Annotated in this window: 13 protein-coding genes; 1 reads left to right on the top strand and 12 read right to left on the bottom strand. The window is 56.3% G+C overall.

What is annotated here, in order from left to right; all coding sequences use genetic code 11:
• The first annotated feature begins 22 nt into the window (after nt 1-22).
• Nucleotides 23-559: a hypothetical protein gene (locus LOK74_RS17340; protein ID WP_230043264.1), complete on the top strand. Its 537-nt coding sequence runs from the start codon at nt 23-25 to the stop codon at nt 557-559.
• A gap of 106 nt (nt 560-665) precedes the next feature.
• Here the strand turns inward: LOK74_RS17340 and LOK74_RS17345 are convergent, their stop codons facing one another.
• The 12 genes from LOK74_RS17345 to addB form a co-directional block, all read right to left on the bottom strand.
• Complete coding sequence (locus LOK74_RS17345) at nt 666-1,631, bottom strand: ABC transporter ATP-binding protein (protein ID WP_277613394.1); 966 nt, start codon at nt 1,629-1,631, stop codon at nt 666-668.
• Entirely contained in the window at nt 1,628-2,605 is a 978-nt protein-coding gene (locus LOK74_RS17350) for an ABC transporter ATP-binding protein (RefSeq protein WP_230043266.1), read from the bottom strand. The genes LOK74_RS17345 and LOK74_RS17350 overlap by 4 nt, the downstream gene beginning before the upstream one ends.
• Nucleotides 2,606-2,630: 25 nt before the next feature.
• A complete protein-coding gene (locus LOK74_RS17355) occupies nt 2,631-3,566 on the bottom strand; it encodes a DUF1177 domain-containing protein (RefSeq protein ID WP_230043267.1) in 936 nt (311 codons plus the stop codon).
• Nucleotides 3,560-4,150 carry a hypothetical protein gene (locus LOK74_RS17360; RefSeq protein WP_230043268.1) on the bottom strand — a complete coding sequence of 197 codons (591 nt, stop codon included), beginning with the start codon at nt 4,148-4,150 and terminating at the stop codon, nt 3,560-3,562. Before LOK74_RS17360 ends, LOK74_RS17355 begins: the two co-directional genes overlap by 7 nt.
• A 3-nt stretch (nt 4,151-4,153) precedes the next feature.
• Nucleotides 4,154-5,422 (bottom strand): M20 family metallopeptidase, encoded by a 1,269-nt coding sequence (locus LOK74_RS17365; protein ID WP_230043269.1) that lies wholly within the window; start codon nt 5,420-5,422, stop codon nt 4,154-4,156.
• A 170-nt stretch (nt 5,423-5,592) separates the two neighbouring features.
• Nucleotides 5,593-7,191 carry an ABC transporter substrate-binding protein gene (locus LOK74_RS17370; RefSeq protein ID WP_230043270.1) on the bottom strand — a complete coding sequence of 533 codons (1,599 nt, stop codon included), beginning with the start codon at nt 7,189-7,191 and terminating at the stop codon, nt 5,593-5,595.
• Between the two features lie 44 nt (nt 7,192-7,235).
• Nucleotides 7,236-8,132, bottom strand: coding sequence for an ABC transporter permease (locus LOK74_RS17375; RefSeq protein WP_230043271.1), 897 nt, complete (start codon nt 8,130-8,132; stop codon nt 7,236-7,238).
• Nucleotides 8,133-8,158: 26 nt separating this feature from the next.
• The gene (locus tag LOK74_RS17380) at nt 8,159-9,169 is read right to left on the bottom strand and encodes an ABC transporter permease (protein WP_230043272.1); all 1,011 of its coding nucleotides are present in this window, start codon (nt 9,167-9,169) and stop codon (nt 8,159-8,161) included.
• Between the two features lie 149 nt (nt 9,170-9,318).
• The gene (locus tag LOK74_RS17385) at nt 9,319-10,851 is read right to left on the bottom strand and encodes a PucR family transcriptional regulator (RefSeq protein ID WP_230043273.1); all 1,533 of its coding nucleotides are present in this window, start codon (nt 10,849-10,851) and stop codon (nt 9,319-9,321) included.
• 362 nt (nt 10,852-11,213) lie between these two features.
• Nucleotides 11,214-11,867 (bottom strand): aspartate/glutamate racemase family protein, encoded by a 654-nt coding sequence (locus LOK74_RS17390; protein ID WP_230043274.1) that lies wholly within the window; start codon nt 11,865-11,867, stop codon nt 11,214-11,216.
• Nucleotides 11,868-11,999: 132 nt separating this feature from the next.
• On the bottom strand, nt 12,000-15,938 hold the full coding sequence (addA, locus tag LOK74_RS17395) for a helicase-exonuclease AddAB subunit AddA (protein ID WP_230043275.1): 3,939 nt from the start codon (nt 15,936-15,938) through the stop codon (nt 12,000-12,002).
• A 14-nt stretch (nt 15,939-15,952) separates the two neighbouring features.
• A complete protein-coding gene (gene addB / locus LOK74_RS17400) occupies nt 15,953-19,444 on the bottom strand; it encodes a helicase-exonuclease AddAB subunit AddB (RefSeq protein WP_230043276.1) in 3,492 nt (1,163 codons plus the stop codon).
• Nucleotides 19,445-19,446: the final 2 nt, after the last annotated feature.

Here is a 19,446-nt window from a genome sequence, read left to right on the forward strand (position 1 = left end):
ACCATTCAGGGAGGTTTGGAGCATGCACAGAAAGGCTAGTCTATCGATTATCCTGATTGTAGGGATCTCCGCTATTTTGGTAATTTATTATCTCACTACAATATTTGACCAACCACTTCTTTCCCAAGGAAAAGAAGCAATCCGTGATGAAGAAGTTTTAAAAAAAGTCGCTGGAATCCAAAATAACGTGAAAATGGGCTTATCTGAGGAAGAAGTAATTGACTTGTTTGGAGACGACTATGTTCTAGTGGATCATAATGGCGATCTTGAGACCGGGCTTGATCAGTACTGGAAGTACCGCTTCTATAAGGATGAGAACTATCATCCCTCTGTCCCCGACCACGTCATTGATGAAGATGGACTCCGCAGTGGAATGATTGGGGTTGAGTTGTTGATTGGCTGGAAAGATAAACATGTGTCCTTGTACACGATCGCCTACACACAGGAACCCTATCAAGATCTTTACTTTTTTGTGAATGACAAAGGGATGATCCGTGAAGAAGTGATGAAACCCGATGGAACCACCCAAATCATTAAACCGGGCAACACAGACCAATAGGATAGAGGAAAAGAGCTGCTCTCCTGTGTGCTCCCCTTTGTCTGCAGTCTGTGTTAGATTTGCCCGATGAAAAAACTGCCCTCCCGATTGGAAAGGCAGTTGATCGCTACTCATACAGATGGCAAGCAACGTGACGTCCAGGCGCTACCTCCCGCCATTTGGGCACGACCGAGCGGCAGGCGTCGGTTGCTACCGGACATCGCGTGTGAAAAGTACAGCCGCTGGGCGGGTTTTGCGGACTGGGCACATCTCCCGTCAAAACGATGCGCTCCCGGCCTGATTCGGGATCTGGTACAGGAACTGCCGACATCAGCGCCTTGGTATAGGGATGAAACGGTTCAGCAAACATCTCCTGAGTCGGAGCGAGCTCCACCAGCCGTCCCAGGTACATCACCCCCACCCGGTCGCTGATGAACTTGACGACCGACAAATCGTGGGAGATAAACATGTAGGTGAGGGAAAACTGCTCCTGCAGATCCTGCATCAGGTTTAGCACCTGAGCCTGGATCGACACGTCCAGGGCGGACACCGGTTCGTCGCAGACGATAAACCGTGGCCGCAGTGCCAGTGCCCGGGCGATCCCGATCCGCTGCCGCTGTCCGCCGGAAAACTCATGCGGATAGCGGTCGGCATGATAGGTAGAGAGTCCGACCACTTCCATCAGTTCGCGGACGTTCTCCTTGATCTCAGCATCGGAGAGGCGTTGGTGCGTACGGATCGGTTCTTCCAGGATGCGCTGGACGGTCCACCTGGGATCCAGCGAGGCATACGGGTCCTGAAAGACGATTTGCATGTTGGTGCGAAACGTTCGCAGTTCATCTGCTTTCAAGGCCCGCACATCAACACCGTCAAACAAGATCTCTCCCTCGGTTGGCTCAATCAAGCGGAGAACAGCACGTCCCGTAGTCGATTTGCCGCAGCCCGACTCACCGACGATGCCCAGTGTTTCTCCCTCGTTGATCGTCAGCGACACGCCGTCTACCGCCTTCACTGCACCCACTTGCTTGCCAAACAATCCTTTGGTGATCGGATAATGTTTTTTCAGATTGCGTATTTCCAATAATGGCTTCACGCTGTCCCCTCCTGATACAAGAGACATCGGCACTTATGCCCTGCTTCTACCTCCAGCAGCTCCGGCTGTACCTGGTCGCATGCTTCTGTCCGATACGCACATCGCGGTGCGAAACGGCACCCCGACGGCATCTGCAGTGGATTGGGCACCTGTCCGGGAATGGAGGAGAGACGCGTCTGCTGCCCGGCCAACTGCGGCAGGGAAGCGAGCAGTCCTTTGGTGTAGGGATGTTTCGGATCGCGAAACAGCGTTTTGACATCCGTCTCTTCCACTACTTGTCCCGCATACATGATCACGACCCGATCGCACATCTCGGCCACGACGCCGAGATCATGCGTGATCAACAGGATCGAGGTTCCGTGCTCCCGCTGCAATTCACGCATCAAATCGAGGATTTGCGCCTGGATGGTCACGTCGAGAGCGGTCGTCGGCTCGTCGGCAATCAACAGCTGCGGGTTGCAAGACATCGCCATCGCGATCATCACCCGCTGACGCATCCCACCAGATAGTTGGTGCGGATACTCATAGGCAATCTGCTCCGGCCGGGAGATGCCTACCTTTTTCAGCATCTCGACAGCCCGCGCCCACGCTTCCTTTTTCCCCAACTTGAGGTGGAAGCGGATCGACTCGGTGATCTGGTGACCGATTTTAAACACAGGATTGAGCGAGGTCATGGGTTCCTGAAAGATCATCGCGATCCGATTGCCGCGAATCTTGCGCACTTCGCGGTCAGACAGCGAAAGCAAGCTGTTTCCTTCAAATCGGATGTCTCCCGCCGCAATCCTGCTGACACCTTTGGGGAGGAGCTGCATCACCGAAAGAGAGGTGACGCTTTTTCCACAACCGGACTCACCAACTACACCCAGCGTCTCCCCCTTTTGCAGAACCATATCTACGCCGTCTACAGCTCGTACCGTACCTGCATGGGTCTCAAACTCTGTCCGCAAGCCGGTGATCTCCAGCAGTGGTTTCATCGCAATTCTCCTTCCTTCACTCGTGCTATTCCTCTTTGCCGAGTGTTTGCAGATGCTTCATCGAGCCGTACAAGCTCTGGATTCGGGCAAACTCTTCCTGTGAGTAGAACGCGCACTTTTGGCGACCGTACTGTTTGGCTGTCTCTACTGCAAAACGGGCAGCCAGCGCAATGTCCACCTCGTGGCTGGCACCTGTAGCGCAGCCAGGCACAGCCGTCTCTGCCGTAATCGCTACACCAACCACTGGGGCAGAAGTAGCCACAGCCGGCTGCAGGATGCTGTTGATATGATACAATCCGTTTCCGTAAGGTGTAATATCCTGGGTGGTGACGGCAAAGGTAACAGCGGGACGTCCGGATACGGTCTGCAGGATGTCAACCAGGTCATCGCTGATGCGCAATACATAGCCCTCTTTCACCGTTGGAGAAATGGCAACACCCTTGTGATTGATTACGCGATTTCCCTTGGTCGTATCGATGGAGAGAATGGCCTCCATTTCCGGCGATACCTCGTACTCGTTCATCGTCAAAATGTCAACAGGCGAACCCATAAACGGCACCGGATCGTGCGGTTGTGTCGGCGCGTCCGGGCAAATATGGGTAGAGATAATCACATCCCCATCGAGAACGTCACCCTTGCTCTGCATATCAAGCAGTTTGGCTGCAGCCGCAATCGCAGCCGCTGCCCCGTCACCGTCGGAAACAAAACCAATCTGCTCGGGACGGGCACCGATTCCGCCCAAACGGCCAATAATGCCCAGTGTAGGGCTATTTCCACCACTCAATCGCCCCGTTTTTCCCGGAATGGTGATCTGAACGAAGTCAGTCGATCCCTCAGCTCCGCTGACCGTTTCCACTTGAATCGTCGCTTTGCCGAGCCCGTCCAAATAGGCTTTTATCTGCTGACCAGATACACTGGCACTGTCCATTAGCTCCAATACTTCGATAACTTGTTTTAACATGGTGATTCCCCTCCTAGTGTTTTGCGCATCCAGTACGAATGTTTCGCCGCCAGCTCAGCTAACAGCAGACAGGCATGAGCACTGTCAATGATCGGAATGGAATGGGCTCGCTTCCTCCCCGATGCTTCAGGCCGGGGCGGACGATCTCCATCCACTGCGATTGCCTCTGCGTGCTGATAGGCGAAGGTGAACAGATCCGTTTCACCGATCTGCTCGCGGACGACAGCAATGCGTGATCCGTATACCTGTCCGACAATCAAGGGGGCGGTTGAAGCACAAATCACAGGTTGATGGACAAGTTCCCGAACCAGTTCAACCGCTTCCTCCACTCCCGGTCCGAGGATCAACGCATCCGTCTCCTCGCCCAACTCCTTGACCACACGAAGCAGTTCCGGCAAATCATGTGACTCTCTGCTCCCCTGTATCTCGCTCCACTTGACGGTACGACTGACGATGATCGTATCCCGCCCGTCGGAGAGCTGCCAAACAGACGGAGACTCCTGCTGTCCGGACCCTTCCAGCATCTCTGCATCCTCGCTGCAGACCCAACCAATCCGCCATGGGACGGCTTCTGGTGGCATCATGTTTTACCGTGAGCCCCCGTCTGCTGTCCCCAAATACTTGAGCGCAGTCAAGGCATAGACTTTGGCCGATTGGATCACCTGGTCAATAGGAGCCCGCTCGTTGAAGGAGTGGATGCCGGAGAGCTCTGCAGGGCCGTACTGCAGCACAGGGATGTCGTGTTTGCGGAAGTGGCGCGCATCACTGGAGGCCCATTGCAGGACGCCGTATGCTTCTTTGCCGCTCACCTCGCTGATGCTCTCTACCAACAGGCGAACCACATCTTCCGTCGGAGGCGTCCAGTTGGCGTTGCCATGGAAGCCGAACGGTCTCAGCTCTACGTCGATGCCAACCTCCAGCAGCAGCCGTTTGGCCTCTCTCAGCACATCCCGATGGTCAATCCCAAACGGTACCCTCGTATCCACCTGAATCGTACAGCGGTCGGCTACCACATTGGCCTTGGTTCCGCCATGGATCGTGCCTATGTTTACCGTCACATGGTCAAACGCTGCGCCGAAGTCTGTACGCTCCCGTTCCTTTACGTACTTTTTGGATATTTCGATGATCTCCTGAACTTCCTCCGGAATCTGCGGCTTCATCTCCCACAGCTTCTGCAGGGCTTCGATCGCTTTGGCCGCTTTCACAATGGCACTTTCACCGACCATTGGGGAGAGACTGCCGTGCCCTGGCGTTCCCTCAATCGTAAACTCGAACCAGCAGCTTCCCTTTTGGCCGATCGTCGGATTTTGCGGGTGGGACGGTTCCGCAATGACTGCGGCTGTCCCGGTGATCAGCCCGCGGTCAAGTACCCAGGGAACGCCCAGATCCCCACCTGTCTCTTCATCCGGAACGATAAACAAGGAAAGATTGCCGGCCAACGGCACGCCCATCCGAGACAGCAGCGCGGTGACAAAGATCAGTCCTGCCAATCCGCACTTCATGTCACTCGCTCCGCGCCCGTGAATGTAGCCGTCTTTTACCAACCCGCTGAACGGCGGAACCTCCCAGCGGTTCAAATCGCCGGCCGGCACCACGTCCGTGTGTCCACAGAACAGCAGGTGTTTGTCTGACGAAGAGCCTATCGTCGAGAGCAGGTTCCACATCTGCTCCCCCGACTCATGGATCTCGGTCTCAATCCCCGCTTCTTTCAAGTAGTCGATAATAAAGCGGCTGATCGGACGAGAATCCCCTGGCGGATTTTCACTGGGAAACTGAATCAACTTGGAACAGAGTGAGATCAGTTCCTCCTGGCGTTTGTCGATCTCTTCGACGATCAAACGGTGCCAATCTGTCATCCTTACCACCTCAACAATGGGTAATGTTTGCACCAAAATGGGTAATGTTTGCACCATGTCTGCACATGGGCAGCGCTGTTTTGGCGCTAAATAAAATCAGGCCCCCCGAGGGATGGGCCGCCCGGCCATCGCTGGTGCCGGGCACGACCCAAAAACTGGGGGCTGACAGATTATTCTCCTTTGGACAGCGGGTAGAAACGGATCACTTCATCTGGGTAGTAGATGTAGCCTTTGACGTCTTTGTTCATCCCGACAATCCGGTTGTATTCGTACAGGTAAGCCCAAGGCGCTTCCGATGTGATGATTTCCTGTGCCTGTTTGTACAATTCTTCGCGCTTCGCCTGATCCGGCTCATTGTTGGCCTGCTCCCACAGTTCATCCACTTTCGCGTTCACGTAGTTGCCGTAGTTGGAAGAACCTTTTCCATAGAGCAGGAAGCCGAGATGGTAGCCAGGATCATTGACGAACGAGGTCCACTTGGTGATGTAAGAAGTCAGCTTGCGCTCTTTTTGCATCTGCAGGAATTGGGCGCGAGCCACTTTTTCGATGTTCATCTCGACCCCGATCTTGGCCAGTTCCGCCTGGATCAGCACGGCGTCATCTTCCCAGTCCTGGAACCCGGAGCCCAGCGTAAAGTCAAAGCTGAATCCGTCTCCATAGCCTGCTTCCTCCAGCAGCTGCTTCGCCTTTTCCAAATCGTGCTTGTAGACAAATCCGGCATCTGTGTGGCCCGGCGTATTGCTTGGCACCGCGCTTTTCAGTTGCTTCGCCTGGTCGTACATCACGTCGTGAATCAGCTTGTCATACGGAATGGCGTACGCAATCGCCTGACGTACCTTGACGTTGTCAAACGGCTTCACCTGCGTGTTCATCGCCAGGAAGAGAATCCGGTTACTCGCATCGGAGCGGACGGTCAGATCGGCGTTCTGTTTGAGCTGTTCTACGTCTTTCGGCGGGATCTCAATCGCCAGGTCGACGTCACCCTTGTCCAGCAGCATCACGCGGTTAGACGCTTCTTTGGTGAACTTCATCGTCACTTTGTCCACCTTTGGCGCACCTTGCCAGTAGTCTTTGTTGGCCACAAAGATAGCTTCTGAAGCAGGGTCCCACTTCTCCAGTTTGAACGGACCAGAACCGGCCGCGTTGTTTTTCAGGTAGTCGTCCCCTTTCTCTTTCACCACAGCCGGGTCGACAACCGAGAAGGTGTACATCGCGATGATTTGCAAAAACATGTGATTGGGACGCTGCAGCTTGATCTCGACGGTTTTATCGTCAAGCACCGTCACTTTGTCAATCGCTGCCATGCCGTAGAGGAAGCTTCCGGAGTTGGAATTTTTCACTCGATCAAATGAATAGGCAACAGCTTCCGCATTGACCGGATTGCCGCTGTGGAACTTCACGTCGTCGCGCAGCGTAAAGGTGTAGGTCGTGTTGTCCTCAGACACTTTCCACTCCGCGGCCAGCATCGGCTTGATCTCGTCTGTCTTGGCGATTTCCGCCCCGTCTACGGTTTTCACACCGTAGGTGACCAACTGGTCGTAGGTGGCAAGCACCAGCGTATCAGAGGTGAGGTCATTCGCCTCAGCGGGGTCCATCGTCTGCCCGCCCTCAGAGTAGGCAATGGTGATATTCTTGCTCTGAGCTTCCGCCTGCTGATCTCCTTGCTTCTCCCCTTCAGCAGGCTGTTGGTTGGCATTCTCGGCACAGCCGGCGACGGCAAACGCCATCGACACCGCGGCCAACAGGGCAAGCCATTTTTGCTTTTTCATCTTGTTTTTTCCCCCTTTTTGCTTCGTGGTGTTGAGTGGTATCATCATTTACTTGAGCGCAGACGCGGGTCCAGTACGTCCCGCAGGCCGTCACCCAGTAAGTTGAACCCAAGGATGGAAGTGGCAATGGCCAAACCGGGGAAGGTGACAATCCACCATTGGCCGGAAATAATGTATTCACGACCTTCGGATATCATCGCACCCCACTCGGCAATCGGCGGCTTTACCCCTAGACCGAGGAAACTGAGGCTAGCGGCGGTGAGAATAGCAAAGCCCATCCCCAGCGTAGCCCGAACCAACAGCGGGGCAAGCGCATTGGGGAAGATGTGACGGTACAGGATCACCGTATCCTTCACCCCGATCGCGCGGCATGCCTCGACGAACTCCTTCTCCCGCAGCGAGACCGTCTGCCCGTACATTAAGCGGGCAAACTCGGGAATCCCGACGATGCCGACGGCAATCATCGCACTAAGCAGACCGGGTCCCATCGAAGCTGCAATCGCCATCGCCAACACCAGAGAAGGGAAAGCCAGTAATGTATCCATCACCCGCATGATCACGTTGCCGGTAACTCCGCCGTAGTACGCCGCTATACCGCCAAGCGGCACGCCCAGACAAAACGAGATGCCAACGGCAATCAAACCGGTCCAGATCGAGATCTGCGCCCCGTACAAGACGCGACTGTATATATCACGGCCGAAGTTGTCTGTGCCAAACCAGTGTTCGGCGCTGGGCGCCTGCAGCTTAACCGCCGTATCCGGTTCATTGGGCGGGTACGGTGTGATCAGCGGAGCCAGCAGAGCGGCTATCGTCCACAGCACGATAAAGAGCAGACCCACTGTCGCCAACCGATTTTTAAGCAGCAGACGGATCGTGCTCTGCGGCTTGACTGCCTGCTCCGTTTCCGCCGCTGTCGTCGTTGCTTGTGAAGCACTCGTCATCCAGCGCTCCTCCTTTCTCTGACCGTCTATTCATAGCGGATTCTCGGGTCGATCAATCCGTAAATCAAATCAACCGACAAGTTGATCAGACTGTACAAGACTGCACTGAGCAGCGTGAAAGCCTGGATCGGAGCATAATCAGTCGCCAGAATGGAATCCGTGATGTAGCCTCCGATACCGGGCCAACTAAAGATCGTTTCTGTGATCACCGCTCCCCCGAGCAGGAAGCCAAACTGCAGACCGAGAATCGTCAGCGTCGGGATCAGCGCGTTGATCAAACCATGCTTGTAGATTACAGTTCTCTCGAGCAGACCCTTGGCCCGCGCCGTGCGGATATAGTCCTGACCGATCACTTCCAGCATGCTGGAACGGGTCATCCGGGCCACGATCGCCATCGTTCCCGTGCTCAGACAGATGGCTGGCAGCAGGATATGTGCAAGCGACTCTTTTAAGGCAACCATGTCACCTGTGAGCAGACTGTCGACGATGTACAGACCGGTAATGTCCGTCGGCGGGTTAATGTCGCCGCTGATCCGTCCCATCGGTGCCGGTGCCCAGCCCAGATTGGAGTAAAAAATGTAGATCAGGATCAAGCCCAGCCAAAAGATCGGCACACAAGCGCCAATCATCGAGAAGACGCGGGAGATGTGGTCGATGACCGATTCCTTGCGGGTAGCAGCAACCACACCTACCGGAATCGCCACCAGGATGGCAATCAGGATACTGACCAGCGTCAGCTCAAGCGTAGCCGGGAAACGGGTCGCGAAGTCCTCCAGCACGGTGTGTCCGGTGTGCCAGGCAAATCCCAAATCCCCCTGCAGCAGTTGGCCGACATAGTGGAAAAACTGAACATAGAGCGGATCGTTCAATCCCATCTCTTCGCGGATTTTTTCCACTACATCCGGCGGAGCCTGTTCACCGGCCAGCATGATTGCCGGATCACCGGGCAGCACGCGAGAGAGGATAAATGTGATGATCACAATTCCCATCAGTCCCGGAATCATCAGCAGCAATCGCCGAAGGATGTAGACAAACAAGCGATCAACCCCTCTTTTTTCTAAAAAACTGAAATTAACGAACTGTTCTTACAGTTGTGCTTAATTGTACATGCTGGTTCCATTCCGCCACCACGTCCTGCCTCAATAAAAAAAAAGCGGAAGACTTGTGCTTTGCGCACAAATGCGCATCACACATTTTCCTCCCCTTTCACATAGTGGCAAGTCAGGCAAACTTGGCAGATAAATCGTTCGCGCGGGTCGTTGAGATCGAGCCCGGCTATCTCCTTCATCCTCTCCAAGCGGTATTTGACGGAGTTTCGGTGAATGTATAGACGATTTGCGGTCTCGATCAGGCTTCCCCCTGACTCCAGATAGAAAAAAAGCGTTTTCAGCAGGTCAGATCCGTTCTCTTTGTCATACGAGTACAACTTGCCCAGTTTTTTGGTGAAGAGATCGGCAAATCCCGGGTGATCAGCAAATTCCGCCAGCAGTTGGAACAGTTCCACTTCCGCATAAGCCGTAACACCTGCTTCGCTGCCCAACTTGGTCCCGATCGACAGCGCCTTTCGCGCTTCCGTATAACTGTAGTGAACGTTCCAAAGCGGGTACTCTCTGCCAACTCCGATGCGCAGCGCACCCATCCCTGAGCGATGGCCAACCCAGGCTTCTAGTGCCGCTCGCCAGCTCCCCTCCTGCCGGCCATTCGTCTCCTGGATCGGCAGCAGCAGCAGGGCACGGTTCCCTCTAGTCTCCGCGTGCAGGCGGATCGAGCGACGCTGCGCTTCCTGCTCCAGCAACTGCTGCAAGCTAGCCCAAAACGAAGGGGGCTCTGTCGTCACCGCTTGATCGTTCTCCACTACCGCCACGATCCAGCGATACTCGGGGTGTAGCCCCAACTGCCGTCCTCGCCGCTCCACTTCGTGCCTCTGTGGCGGCAGATGGGACAGCAGCTCATCCACGAAGTTGCCGCGCAGCCGACTCTCCGTGTCCTCGGCCGTCTTGCGCCGCATCAATTCCAGCGCCACCACCAGACGGGCTTGCTCCACACAGACCTGCTCCATCTCATCGAGGCGTTCTTTGTCCACCTGCAGCTTGCCGACCACCTGCTTGTCCACCGTAATGTCCCAAGAGAGCAGGCGATTTCCGCGTCCTTCCATCTGCTGCGGCGACGAGACCAGCACCTGGCCATAGATGTCCACCACACGTACCGGTGCTTTGACCAGATCAGCGACCAGATCGGCTACTGCCTGTAAGCCGCTGTTTTCCAGCACCATGTTGGTCAACGTCTTGTGGACTTCTTCGGAGCGGCGCAGCAGATACGCCTGACGATCCAGCACCTGTTCCATAACGGCATGAGTGATATCGATATAGGGAATCCCCGTCGGGATCTCGATGATCGGCAAACTGTAGCGTTCGCTCATCAAGATCATCTCTTCCGGGAGGTCGTGCAAAAACCGTTCCGGCTTGATCGCCAGCGCGGCAGCCCCTGCTTCCGCCAGGTGCTGGACCAGTTCCGGCAGCCGGGAGGGATCGTGGCGAATCGAGTACGCCGTAGTCAGCAGCAGTTCTCCCTCTCTCAACCATCCCTCCACTTCCGGCACTTCCATGATGTCAATGTTGCGGACGATCCGGTCCAACCCTGCCGCTCCGCTGATCACCTTTGCCTCTTTCAGGAGTGGAATGCGCATCAATTCTCTCACTGTTACACCAGCTTTATCCATTCCAATCACCCTTTATCGCATTAATCATCTAGTCTAGCAAAGGAGGCGACTCGTTGAAATAGTATAAAATCTTTTTATTGAATCCCTTTCATTATAATCCACTTTTTTGGTCCTCCCCTGTGTTACTCTTTTCCAATCACTACGTACCGGAAAAAGGTGAGAGAAAAAGCAAAGCCGATCGTCCTGTCACTTGGATCGATCGGCGATTTGAAAGGGCGCATTCCCGTATTCGACTGGCTGCTGTTTCTGTCATCTACTGATTGTTGATTGTATCCCACTGATTGTTGGGGCCGTGGGTGGAAGCATGGAAAAGGTGAGCTGAAGCAAACAGTCTAAGCTGCTCTCATCTGGCTGTTTGGTTTTCAGCCTATTTCGGCTTGATCGCTCGCAACTACTTGGGAAGCAGACGCTCCGATAGCCAGGATGGGATCAACAGCTGCAATCCCCAACTCCTTTGTCAGCACATCGGCCAGTCCGATCGTCACAAATCCCGTACAGCAGAGGGCGAGCGCCTGAGCCCCCCGTTCCTGAAGCCGTCGTGCCGCAGCCACCGCCTGCTGCATTCCACCCGGTTTCTGCAGATCAAGCGTCGTCCGAACACCTTCCGGCCGGTCCGCTCCGATATACGCTCCTCCTAGTATGTGTTTCACCGTTGGCGGCGCATCGGGGAGAATCGTGAGCACGCCCACCTTGTCCGCCAGAGTCAACGCGAGATGGGCTGCGGCAGACCCGGCGCTGATCACCGGTATGGACAGCGCTGCACGTACCTCTTGCAGCCCCGGATCAGCCGCACAGCTTATCCCAATGGCCCGACATCCTCGCTGCTCCAACGCTTGAGCCAAGCTGATAATCTTGGGAATCGCTGCCGCTTCTGTCTCTTGGTCATACACGCCTTCCGGCTGGTCCGGGATACATTCGCTGATGACCGGCAGATTGTAACGGGTGCGAATCAGTTCACCATGCATCGCAATCGCTTCCGGATCGGACAGCGTGATCACACGAATCATTCCTAACATGTTCAATCCCCCCTGTGCACCTGATTTCCCTCTATTATAGGTTCTCATCCCTCATCTTCGATATGTCTGCAGCAGACAAAAGCAGGCCACAGCGGTTGTACGATCGATACAGGCGAACAGAATCTGATGCAGCTAGTCTCTGACCGGTACGGAAATCGCTGCATCCCGAGAAAAGAAATACAGGTAGCACTCATCAACCGGTCGTTGGTACACGTGCTTGACAGCACGGGCATACAAGCCGACCTGCTCGCGATAACGATTGGCAAGCTGGCGGCTGACCGCCTCGCTCCACTCCCCATATATCGCATCCGTCTTGTAGTCGATCAGGATCAGTCGCCCGTCTTCTCCCTCAACCAAACAATCGATTACACCCTGCACGATCACCCGTTCATCTGCTCCAGCCTGTTCCGGGTCAATCTCACCCACAGGTATAGCCATCGTAAATGGCAGTTCGCGGTGCAGGCTGCGGGCTCCCCTCACGATCGCCCCCAGCTTGCTTTGGAAAAAGGCAGCGATCCGGGCCACATCCACCTGGGCCGCTTCCTCCGCCGTCAGATACTGCCGAGCGACCAGCTCCGCCAGTTGACCACGCAGATCAGTCTCATCCAACGAGCCGGACATGTCTACATGCTGCATAACCAAATGCATGATCGTACCGATCTCGCTGCTGGTGAAGCGGGCAGAACCGGCGCTTCTGCCATTCTCCTCTGAACTGGTCAGGAAACGGGGCCGCTGGGTAATCTGTGGCAGTCGCATCGCCTTGCGCGCTGATGGCGTCCAGAGTGCCGAATCGTCCCCCTGCTGACGCATCAGGACATGCTTGAGGTCGCTGACGCTCCACTTGGCGGCCGTCTGACTCGCCTGCCGATGCGGATACTGCCAACCCAGCCGCTCCTCAACCAACTGCTTGTAGGGGGCGATCTCCACATCGACAGGAATCGGCTCCAGCTTGAGGATGCGTTTCCAAACTTGTTCGTCCAGCTGGGCGGTCGTCGTCTGGGAGGGCAGATCACTGGCTTGATACAACTGAAACCGCCAGCGTGAATCGTCAGGGATGAGTGGTACCGAAACAGCATCCTCTGCCACCCCTGCCATCTCCCGCAGCATCAGGCCAGCAGGATGACGGATCAAGGCCCGACCGATCCAGTCGAGGTAGCAGCGGGCCTGGATCAACTCTTCATCTGCCATCCTCTCCCCCCGGAGAGCTTGTTCACACCAGCGACCTATCTGCTCACCCAGTCCCTTGGCCGAACCGACGAGCAGCAGTTTCTCGCGGGCGCGTGTGAGGGCCACATAGAGCACCCGCATCTCTTCAGCCAGCATCTCCAGCCGGAGCTGCTGTTTGATGCCATGGTGAGCAAAGGAAGGATAGCGCAAGCGCAGGGATGGATCTACTACATACGGACCGAAGCCCAAATCTTTGTGCACCAGAAACTGCTTCTGCAAGTCCTGGGTGTTAAACCGTTTGCCGAGCCCTGCGACAAACACGACCGGGAATTCCAGTCCCTTGCTTTTGTGGATGGTCATGACCCGAACGACATCTTCACTCTCCCCGATCGTACGCGCCTCACCCAGATCGCTGCCCTGCTGCTGCAGACGGTCGATAAAGCGGAGGAATCGGAACAAACCACGATGCGACCCGGCCTCGTACTGCTTGGAGCGGTCATGCAGCGCACGCAGATTGGCCTGTCGCTGTTTGCCGTTTTCCAGTGCCGAGACGTAGTCTACATAGCCGGTATCCCGGTAAATGTCCGTGATCAGTTCCGCCAACGAACGACGCCGCGCTGTCGTCCGCCAGTGCTCCAACCGGCGGAGAAAATGCTGCAATCTCCCTATCCATGCCACTTCGTCCGGCGTGGATTGGCGGGCAAATCGCTCCACTGCTTCATGAAACGGCAGGGACGGGAAGCGAACGCGGATCTCCGCCAGCCTGTTCTCCGACAGTCCGACGATCGGGGAACGGAGTACGGCCGCGAGCGGGATGTCCTGACGCGGGTTATCGATCAGACGGAGCAGCGAGAGCATCACCTCTACTTCCGTCGCCGAGAAGTACCCGTCGCTTTGTTCGGCGTAGACCGGAATCCCGGCGGCTCGGAACTCCTCCATCATCGGCTGTGCCCAACTGGAGGAAGCTCTCAACAAGATGACAATGTCACGGTAGCTGACCGGGCGCATCCCTTTTGTCTGCTTGTCGTAGACGAGCAGCGGCTCTCCTCCCTGTCCCGGCTCGATCCACCGGCGAATCTGCTGTGCGATCAAGCGCGCTTCCAGTTGCGCGGCTGACGCTTCTTCGGCCGCACTCTCCTCGCTCGCTTCCCCCTCGATGAGCTGATCGCTTTCGGTCGATTCGTGTGGCGGTGCAGCTCCCGCCACCACTTCTGTTCCGTCGACCAGAGAGCGGTCGATCAGGTGAACCTCAACATCCAACTGACCGTCGACAGCCAGCGGATAGTCTGCTCGACAGATCAGTTCGGCCGCCTTGTCGTAGGCAATCTCTCCCACTCGCGGTGACATGATCAGGCGAAACAAATAGTTTACAGCATCCACAACTTCGCGGCGGCTGCGGAAGTTGGCGGCCAGGTCGATCCGAACGCCTGGTTCTGCCGCCACCGCCTGTGTTGGATCGTCGCTTTCCACCGACAGCGACGCGATCTGCTGCTGCGATCGGTCAAACCGCCGGTAAGAGAGGTACTTCTGCATAAACAGCTTCGGCTCAGCCAGGCGAAACCGGTAGATACTTTGCTTTACGTCACCTACCATGAAGCGGTTGGCTGACCAGCCATCTGTCGGCGGCCGCGACACCATCTCCAATATCGTCTCCTGAACCAGGTTGATATCCTGATACTCATCTACCAGCACTTCCACAAACTGCTCCTGCAGCTGCCTGGCGACCGGGGACGGCTGGAGCCGCCCCGCTTGGTCGGTCTCCGTCAGAATCCGCAGCGCAAGATGTTCCAGGTCGCTGAAGTCAACCAGAGAACGAGCCTGCTTCTCCCGCTCAAACGCATCGGCAAACTGATTCACCAAACGGGCGAGTGTCTGCATCAGCGGTGCTGTTCGCTGCAAATCACGCAGGATCAAGGCAGCATCCTGGGTAAAGGTATCTTCGCGCAGTTTGTTGACAATCTCCTTCGCCTGATTTCGCAGTGACTGCACCTGCTCCTTTTGCGGTACAAGCTCTGGATCAAGTCCACGGATCGTCGGCAGACGGCCAAACGAGATGGCATGTACCGCCGCTGCAAGCCCTTCCCAACTGGTTTCCTCCCTGCGACAGGCAGCTGCGATCGCTGCCCGCTCCTGCTGCAGCAGCGGTACATATGCCGCAAGCTCCTCTGTCTCTTCAGCCAGTTCCAGCGCTCTCGCCACAGCTGCCTCTGCTCGCTGCAGCTCCAGGCAAACAGCAGCGAGCAGACTGCTCGTCCAAGGCAAGCTATCCAGCGACGTCGATTGGTCCACGTCAAACATCGCGGCGGCCTGCTCCAACCATCCAGCGGGATCGGGATGGCTGCGCGAAAAGTCGTACAAGTGGAGCAGCAGTTCTTCCAGACGATTGTCCCCTTGTTCGTCTACAAACCCCTCGGCCAGTTCCTGAAACTCCTGATCGTGCTCGTACCATTCTTCCAGCAGAGATTCCAGCACATCCCGGCGGAGAAGCTCTACTTCCAGTTGGTCGGCAATCCGGAAATCGGGATCAATGTCGACGACGTAGTAATACTGCCGCAACAGTCCCAGACAGAAGGAATGCAGTGTGGTGATGGATGCACGCTGCAGCAGTGCCAACTGCCGCCTGAGGTCGGCAGCACCTGGGTGCTGCTCTACCGCTTTGCGCAGCGCTTCGCCAATCCGGTGGCGCATCTCCGCCGCTGCCGCATTGGTAAAGGTGACCACAAGCAGCCGATCGACGCTGACCGGATCGTCCGGTTGGGTAACCTGCCGGATGATTCGCTCGACGAGGACCGATGTTTTCCCTGAACCTGCCGCTGCCGCCACCAGCAGATGCTGACCTCTGACTGTGATCGCCTGCCACTGCTCATCCGTCCATTGTTCTGGTTTTGCTGTCTGATTGGACATCCCGCTCACTCCTTTCATTGCCCCTCAGGCCGTGCATCCTCCGCAGAATGGTCATCAGCAGGGGAGACAACTTGCCGTATCATCGTCCACAATTCATCGTCCCTAGCCTGGACGATCGGCCGTGCGCTGTTTCCCTCATGCAGTTGATCAAACTGGCATACCGGCTTGTACGAACAGTTCTGGCATGCGAGATAAGGTCCCTGCACGTACGGGGAAATCTCGATTTCGCCGCCTGTCATCCTCTTCGTGACCTGCTTGATCGTCTGACGGACGTACGAGGTAAGCAGCGAAAACTGCTCCGGTGTAGCGACAGACGAGCGAGAGGTAAAACTGCCATCTTTCTTTAGGCCAAACGGAAGGATATCGGAACTGCCGCTCCCGGTCTGTTCATCCATCAACCGCGCCACTTCCGGATCAGCCAGCATCCAGCCTTTCATGCGCAGCTTTTTGCTCCGTTCTTGTGCCAGTTCATCAGCTGTCAGGATGTTTTTGGCGGTAATAAACGGATCAGCCACCTGGTAGTAAAAAACGCCGCCAATATCCGCTTTTTCACCCAGCCATTTCTCCGCATGGCTGACCACTACATCCAGATAGACGAGCAGTTGCAGATTAAGCCCGTTCCAGATGTCGGAGAGCGCCAGCTTTTTGCTGCCGGACTTGTAATCAATCACACGAAGCAGGCGGCGCCCTTCTCCAATTGACTGGTCGACACGGTCGATCCGCCCGATCAACTGCAGCCGAATCCCGTCCTCCAACTGCAGCGTCAGTCCCGGCAGCTCTGCGTTTGGCCCAAAGGATACCTCCAGACCGACCGGCACAAACCGGCTGCGGCGGGCGTGTTCGCCCAACACCACTATTGCCCGTCCGACCGCTCGCTTCAGCTTGCCCGCCAGAAAACGGTAGCGAGCCGTACGACTCAAGATACTGCCCCGCGTCAGCGGCACGATCTCATCTACGACCTGATCGGCCAATGCCATCCCATGCCGCTCCGTGATGTTGGCCCAGTCGATTCGCTCCTGCTGCATACGCTCGACGGCCCGTTTCAGGGAAGCATGGAACAACTCGCCCACATCAAACCGCTCCAGCCGATACAGCTCGCGCTCGGCGAGGCGCAGGCCGTGTGAGGAAAAATGGGAAAACGGGCAGGTCTGGAAGCGCTCCAGCCTGGACACACTGAGCCGCAGTTCCTGACCGTACAGCTGGCGACTGATTTCCGGCGCAAGCGGCGCTGCCCGATTGGTATAGTTCAGCCCAGACAACAGCCAGCGCTGCCGCAGAGCTGATTCTGCCCTTTTCACAAACCAGTCGTAAACAGCCCACCAGAACGGCGTCAACGTCGTTCCTTTTTTCACCTGACGAAACAGAGTCAGGAGATGGACAAACACTTGCTGCGGCGTGCCCAGCAGGCGGAGATCACTCTCTGCCTCACCGTTTGGTTCGTCGGCAAAGAAACGGACGTGAATCCCTGGCAGTGTCTCTTTGACCCGCTGAAAGACAGCGGAAGGCAAGAGCCCTTTTCCTTCTTCGTCTGCCAGCGCACAGCTTAGCCAGAGCCGTTCGGAGGGGCGGGTGAACGCCTGGTAGAGCAAAAACTGCTCGGCCAACAGGCGCTGTTTGGCACTCGGAGCCAATTCCACCCCTGCCTCTGCGAGCCTCTCCCTTTCTGCTTCGTCCAGGATACTATCCTCACTGGGACGCAAGGGGATCACCCCGTCGTTTACGCCCAACACAAAGGCGGCTTTGACATCAGGCTGTCGCGAACGCTCCATCGATCCGACAAGCACTTGATCCAGCGCAGGCGGCACCAAGCCCAGTTGGATGCTCTCCAAACCGCTGTCCAATATCCGGCTGTAACTGGTCAAGTCGATGCATTCGTCCCCCAGCACCTCAACCACTTGGTCGAACAACTCCATCAAATCGTTCCATACCTGGGGATGCTCGCGGGCTGTTTCCAAATCTCCCCGCTGCTCCGCTTCCTGCTGCCACCTCTCCAGTCTCTCTGGAACGTGCAGATCGGCGAGAAACTGATACAAGGCAGTCGTAATCGCCCGTACATTCCGTTTGGCCGCCGCTTTTGCGGCCCGATCCAGCACAAGCAGCGGACGAGCGTAGCGACGTCGTATCTCATCGATTCGTTCATAACGTTGATCGCCAGCCGGGTGATACCGCCACTGTGCATCGTCTGACCACTGAGCACCCTGGATGCCGTAAGCCAGCACGTAGTTTTCCAGCAGGTCCACCTCGGCTCGCATCGCCTCCTGCTCCATCTCTTCCTCGGGCTGTACCAGATCTGTCTTGAGGCAGCGGAACACAGCCTCATACTTCCAGCGCGATGTGACCACTTCCAGAGCGGAGCGAACCAACTCCACCAGCGGGTGATGCAGCACCGAACGCTTCTGGTCGAGGAAAAACGGGATCTCGTACTCGCGAAATACACTGCTGATCTCATCGGCATACGTCCCGATCTCCCTCAACAGCACGGCCATATCCCGCCAACGATACCCTTCTTCCCGGGCTAAAGACAGCATCTGCAGGGCTGCCGCCTGTACTTCTGCCCGCCGATTGGCCGCGGTGACCAGTGTCACCTCATCCTCTCGCCCCGCAGGTGGGCAGGAAGCAGGACTGCCCCAGGAAAAGTAACTCGCTTCCAACTGCGCCAACCACGGACTTCGGACAAAGCGTTCTGCTTGTGGAAGCAGGACCGGCGGTTTCATCTGCACTCCTGCTTCATCGGCAAGCTGAGTCAATCTGCGATACGTCTCTGCGGTCGGATAAAAGAGGGCCAACTCGTCGATCGCTTGCTCCCGTTCATCCGGATCGAGACTGAGGGCGATCGTCACCTGGCGAGCATGACGCATCAGCTGTTCGATCACCATGTACTCCTGGCGGGTGAAACCGCTAAAACCGTCAATCCATACCTCCGCCTTGCCTACATAGGCAGATGCAGCGATTTGCTCCGTCACCATCGTCAGCATGTCATCCGTATCGTAATACTGTCCGCTGAGATATCCATCGTAAGCCGCCATAACCAGACGCAGATCGTGCAGCTTTTGAGCAAGTGTGCCCCCGCTCCACTCCTGCTCAGCCAGCTGATCGAGGGCTACGCCATAGCGCTTGCATTCACTGATCATTCTGGCCAGCTGTCCGGCAAAACCCGGCTGCAGGGAGGCCCGCTGGAAGATCTGCAGTTCGTTCCGATGTTTTTCCAACAGCATCCGCAGCACCATCTGCTTCCCTAACTCATCAACGGGAAGCTTGGCGCCCCCGCCCATTTCCTGTGTAATCCGGTAGGCGAGCCGGCCAAAGCTTAACACCTGTGCCTGGACGACCGCCCCCGCTGCAGAGCGGGTCGCCAAATCATACTCCGCTTGAAACGTGGCTTGTTCCGGCACCAGGTAGATGAGCGGAGTGTCAACGGAACCGGCTGACAGCCGATCGCCGATCTCTTTCATCATGTATGTTGTTTTGCCTGTCCCAGCCCTGCCCAGTACAAAACGGACAGCCATCC

Origin of the sequence: Brevibacillus humidisoli (assembly GCF_020923435.1) — a bacterium.
In the GTDB taxonomy this organism is placed as follows: domain Bacteria; phylum Bacillota; class Bacilli; order Brevibacillales; family Brevibacillaceae; genus Brevibacillus_E; species Brevibacillus_E humidisoli.